Genomic DNA, 4,533 nt, shown 5'->3' on the forward strand with positions numbered 1-4,533 from the left:
CTGACCGGCCCAGGGGACAAATCCGGACCGAGCTGCCTTTGGGCACTACACACGGATCCTGTGTGCGATCATTCAACGTTGCTACAAATGGACTGTTCCGCGTGGCGTCACTGGCTGTACCGAGGGGCTAGAGGAACTTCGTTCTGAGCCAAGAAAACCAGCTTGGCTAGAGGAACTTCGTTCTGAGCCAAGAAAACCAGCTCAACCGGGGAATGGACCGAACTGCAAAGGGGCAGGGGTGCAGGTGGGGTTTTTCTTGCCGCGGACCATCCGGCCACCATAGAATAGCCCCCTTGTTCAAAAACGGAGTGTGCCGACGTGGCGACAGGTATTGTGAAGTGGTTCAATGCAACAAAGGGGTATGGGTTCATTCAACCCGACAAAGGCGGCAAGGACATCTTCGTTCACATCTCGGCCGTAGAAAAAGCGGGGCTAAGCGGTCTCAATGAGGGGACCAAGGTGAGCTACGAAGAAATGACCAACAGGGGCAAGACGTCCGCTGAAAATCTAAGGGTGGGATGAGGAAAAGTCGAAACCCGGCCTAACCGCCGGGATTTTTCTTGTTTGCGGGACCATATCCGCGCTCATCAAGGTAAGCGCGCACGATCTTGCGGATCGCTTCCGCCCGGCTCAGGTTGAAACCATGGTCGCGCTGATCGGATATGAAGGCATCGAGATCAACATCTCGAACGTCGAACAAGAGATTCTCCAGTCCGATCACGCCGGCCTGGAGTCGTTTCGACATTTGGATCAGGCCCTCCTCGCTGAGCTTGATTTCCTCCTTCAGCTCGGCGAGCTCGCTTTTGACTGTGCTCTCATCGGGCTCGCCGTCGCGCATGATGTGGATTGTCAGCGCGGTGACAACCTCGGCGTTCATCGACTTGCCGCGACGCGAGGCCATGTCGGCGAGGTGCTTCCGCATTCCCTCCGGTAGTCGGACAATGATCTTGTCAGATTCCCGATTGGTGGAAGTATCGGTTCGCTTTTTTACTCTCGCTGCTATAGTTCCCCAGTGAGTGATATGGCACTGGGGTATATACCAGTTTAAGGAACGCATCCAGAGAGATCATTCGACATGCCCCGCCGTCCAGCCAACGTGAATCAGGCCGACGTGCAGCGGATCATCCGCGCATGCCAGCGAGAGAAGGTGCCCTTCCGTGTCACGCTGCAGCCGAACGGAGCTGCGGTGTTTGAGGCCCCGGCCGGTCAGGGCGAAGCATCGCCGGCCGAGACATCTGAGGACGTTCGGAAGCTGTTGTGACAAAGCCACCCCGATCCGCCCTGCCTCTGCCTAGGTATGTGGAGCGCAAGCCGCTCAGGAGCGGCGGGTGGGGTTATTTCTTCCACGTGCCATCGTGGGCCAAGAAGGCGGGCTGCACGGTGCAGAGCGAAGCGCTTGGTGCAGACTATGCTGCGGCGGTCTCTCGATGTGAGACCATCCTATTGCCCACCTTCGATGCATGGCGAACCGGCAGCGCGAGCATCTCTCCTACAACGTCGCAAGCCGCGGCCGCACCTGGAACACTCGATTGGGTGTTTGCGGAATACCGTTCCGACCGTCGCTACACCAAGCTCGACCCAAAGCGCAATCACGAAGTAGGATTCAAGCTGGTCGGCGGCTACATTCTGAAGGATGGCAAGCCTCTTGGCGAGAAACGCTTGACTGCGATCGATACAGCCCTAGCCAACGATCTCTATGAGAAGCTGCTGGTCCTCAAGGTCGCCAAGGATGGCGTGGTTGTTGAGCGGGAGCGTCGCACCACAGTCAATCTGCGGTCGCGCTTGGAACATCTGCGCGCGACGCAATCCTGGTAAGGTGCCGCTGGTCAATCCGTTCGCCAAGATGGGTCTGCAGGGCTCAAGCCGCGAGTCACCGACCGCGACCTATGAGGAGCTGGTCACGTTCCGCGCCAAGGCGGTGGAGCTTGGCCTGTCATCGCTGGCGACTGCTGCCCTGATCGCATGGGAATGGCTGCAGCGAGAGACCGACATATTCGCGACGTTCGACGTCTCTCACTATCGACCGAAAGAGCACCCCAACATGGTGCGCGTGATCGATGAAAAGACGCGCGCGGAAAGCTGGGTTCCCTTGCTCGATGACGCCGGTGTCGCCCTCTATCCGGAACTCATGAGCGAGCTCGACGCGATCAAGCGTGAGCGCATCGGCGGCCTCATGCTGCGGCGGGACTGGGGTGGGCGTGGACCGTGGCCGACATGGCCAAAGCCCGACATGCCAGACTTCACGCATATGAGCAGAAAGGTGAAAGAGGTTACCAGCCGCACATGTTCCTGATGATATTTCCGATATTCATATCCAAATCGAACCCGGAGGTGAACAAGAAGGGGCGGGAATTGCTGATGAGGCTGGTCGACATCGGCGCTCAGAACGGCTGGGGAGAATACCGCGCTGCGCCCGCATTGCAGGACTTCATCATGGACCGTTACAGCTTCGGCGACCATGCCCTTCGTCGATTTTGTGAGCAGCTGAAGGACGCCGTGGACCCCAACGGCATCCTGGCAGCGGGTCGGTACGGGATTTGGCCAAAGCATATTCGCAAGAACGGGTGAATGGCATGAAGAGCAATTATCTGATCATGATCGTTTCGCTCTTGCTGCTTCCGTGTAGCGAAACGGCGCACGCGTCGGATCCTACGATGGTCGAGCAAGGTCGTGCGGTTTTCGGGAAGTGGTGCCTGCCCTGCCACGGACCCGGACAGCACACGCCCGGAACGATGGCGCTGGCCTTCAAGTACGAGGGAAAGCTTCCTCCCTTGCTTGAGCAGCGCGATGATCTGACGAGCGATGTCTCAAGGACTTTGTCCGCAACGGGATTTCCGTTATGCCGTCGTTCCGGCGTACGGAGGTCAGCGATCACGACATCGACGCAAACGCAGCGTATCTCAAGGACACCTCGGCCAAGAAACCTCCTAGCGCGGATACTCTCTGAAAAAAATCGCAACGCCAGATTCGAAGCGGTGAGGGGCTGGCGGAGGTTCGACTGTGAACCGGGGTCGAACATTGACCCCAAAGATGCGAAGTTGATCAAGCACTTGGCGCGCCGATCGGCGTCCGGACCCCACGCTGAATAACATACGATAGCGCATTTCTCTTCGATGCGACCTGATCTGCGTCTGTCGGCGGGCGCGACGCAATGAATCTGCGACCGAAAAGAGCGCGCCGGCGTGCTGACCATTCGGAGCAAGCCCTGATCCCGCTCTTCATGGAGGGCTTTCCTGGTCCTCCGCCCGGCCTTCTACGATCAACCCTCGAGGGGTCGGCTATGCGAGCATGCCGCCGCTGGGCCTTCGGCTGCGCGGTGATCGCGGCCGTTTGAGGATACTGACGGACGCCATCGAGCGGGGATCGGCCTCGCTCACGATGGAGCCCTCAAATGTCGCACGATCTTTCCCTCGCCCAGTCCAGCGCCTTCGAACTCGCCCGCACCTTGATGGTCCCGGTCACGCTCTTCAAGGTCGACGGCGCATACGGCGTCATGCCGAGCGACGAACTCGACAATGCCGATGTGGTCATCGTGCACGAATACGATCCACACCAGTTCGGCCCGGCTCATTGAGCCGGGTTTTCACGTGTGTGCCGCTTGCGAGCGGGCGGCGGCAAGAGAGGCTACCGCCGCGGCTGGCGGACGCGATGACGCCGGGGGGCCCGCATAATTCATCAATTGCCAGCCGCGCCCTTGCCCCCTTCGCTCTTCGCGGCAAGGGGCGAGCGGGCCTTGCCAAGGTGCGGGAGAAGGAAATTCAAGCGGGAAAGGTCCGGTGCCGCAGTGCGCTGGAAAACGGAGATGGAAAAGAAGGATATCGAGGAGCTGAAGAATCGCGTGCCCTGCGCCGCCGTGCTCGAGAAGGCCGGATTTGCGATCGATCTGAAGGAGAGCACGCGCAAAGCGATCAAATATCGCCGCGGCGCCGACATCATCATCGTAATCCATCAGGGAAGGGGCTGGTTTGACGCGTTATCCGACGCGAGAGGCGACGTGTTTTCTCTGGTGGAGCATCTCAACGGCATCGCGTTTCCCGAGGTGCTGCAGCGAGTGTCTGACCTGGTCGGCTTTGTGCCAACGGAGCCCGTCTGGACACGAGAATCCCGCGCCCATGGTCCGGGCCTTGGTGCTGCGGATCGCTGGCGCGCTCGGCGCATGCCTTGGCGAGGTTCTCTGACCTGGCGCTATCTGCGGGAAGAGCGTGGCATTCCGGAAGCCGTCATCAGCGCTGCGATCCGGCATGACCGGTTGCGCGAAGGCCCTCTCGGCAGCATGTGGGCGGCGCATCTCGACAATGACGGCGTGGTCACAGGCTGGGAGGAGCGCGGTCCGCAATGGCGCGGCTTCGCCAGCGGCGGCGGCAAGGTGCTGTTCCGCTTCGGACCGACGAACGCGATCCGGCTCTGCATCACCGAGGCTGCGATCGACGCCATGAGCCTGGCGGCGATCGAAGACCCGCGGCCGGATAGCGTCTATCTGAGCACCGGCGGCGGCTGGGCGCCGGCCACGATCGCCGCCATTCGAGCGCTGAG

The 4,533-nt window shown here is 60.3% G+C and carries 8 protein-coding genes; 7 read left to right on the plus strand and 1 reads right to left on the minus strand.

All coding sequences use genetic code 11. The features are described from left to right. The first annotated feature begins 318 nt into the window (after window positions 1-318). Window positions 319-522: a cold-shock protein gene (locus CWO89_RS41090; protein WP_130583952.1), complete on the plus strand. Its 204-nt coding sequence runs from the start codon at window positions 319-321 to the stop codon at window positions 520-522. A 19-nt stretch (window positions 523-541) separates the two neighbouring features. On the opposite strand, the gene CWO89_RS41095 is transcribed toward CWO89_RS41090, so the two are convergent. Continuing rightward, on the minus strand, window positions 542-1,057 hold the full coding sequence (locus CWO89_RS41095; protein WP_130583953.1) for an Arc family DNA-binding protein: 516 nt from the start codon (window positions 1,055-1,057) through the stop codon (window positions 542-544). 18 nt (window positions 1,058-1,075) lie between these two features. Here CWO89_RS41095 and CWO89_RS41100 point away from each other — a divergent pair, with 18 nt between their 5' ends. From CWO89_RS41100 to CWO89_RS41125, 6 genes are all read left to right on the plus strand, one after another. Further along, window positions 1,076-1,261 (plus strand): hypothetical protein, encoded by a 186-nt coding sequence (locus CWO89_RS41100; RefSeq protein WP_130583954.1) that lies wholly within the window; start codon window positions 1,076-1,078, stop codon window positions 1,259-1,261. 38 nt (window positions 1,262-1,299) lie between these two features. Further along, a complete protein-coding gene (locus tag CWO89_RS41105; RefSeq protein WP_130583955.1) occupies window positions 1,300-1,815 on the plus strand; it encodes a hypothetical protein in 516 nt (171 codons plus the stop codon). A gap of 1 nt (window position 1,816) precedes the next feature. Continuing rightward, window positions 1,817-2,293: a hypothetical protein gene (locus tag CWO89_RS41110; RefSeq protein WP_130583956.1), complete on the plus strand. Its 477-nt coding sequence runs from the start codon at window positions 1,817-1,819 to the stop codon at window positions 2,291-2,293. Then, window positions 2,284-2,568 (plus strand): hypothetical protein, encoded by a 285-nt coding sequence (locus CWO89_RS41115; RefSeq protein ID WP_207234677.1) that lies wholly within the window; start codon window positions 2,284-2,286, stop codon window positions 2,566-2,568. Before CWO89_RS41110 ends, CWO89_RS41115 begins: the two co-directional genes overlap by 10 nt. Before the next feature lie 823 nt (window positions 2,569-3,391). Continuing rightward, the gene (locus tag CWO89_RS41120) at window positions 3,392-3,574 is read left to right on the plus strand and encodes a hypothetical protein (protein ID WP_130583957.1); all 183 of its coding nucleotides are present in this window, start codon (window positions 3,392-3,394) and stop codon (window positions 3,572-3,574) included. Between the two features lie 228 nt (window positions 3,575-3,802). Next, on the plus strand, window positions 3,803-4,533 hold a 731-nt coding region (locus tag CWO89_RS41125; protein WP_130583958.1), incomplete at its 3' end, for a DUF3991 and TOPRIM domain-containing protein.

Origin of the sequence: Bradyrhizobium sp. Leo170 (assembly GCF_004296405.1) — a bacterium.
Lineage (GTDB): Bacteria > Pseudomonadota > Alphaproteobacteria > Rhizobiales > Xanthobacteraceae > Bradyrhizobium.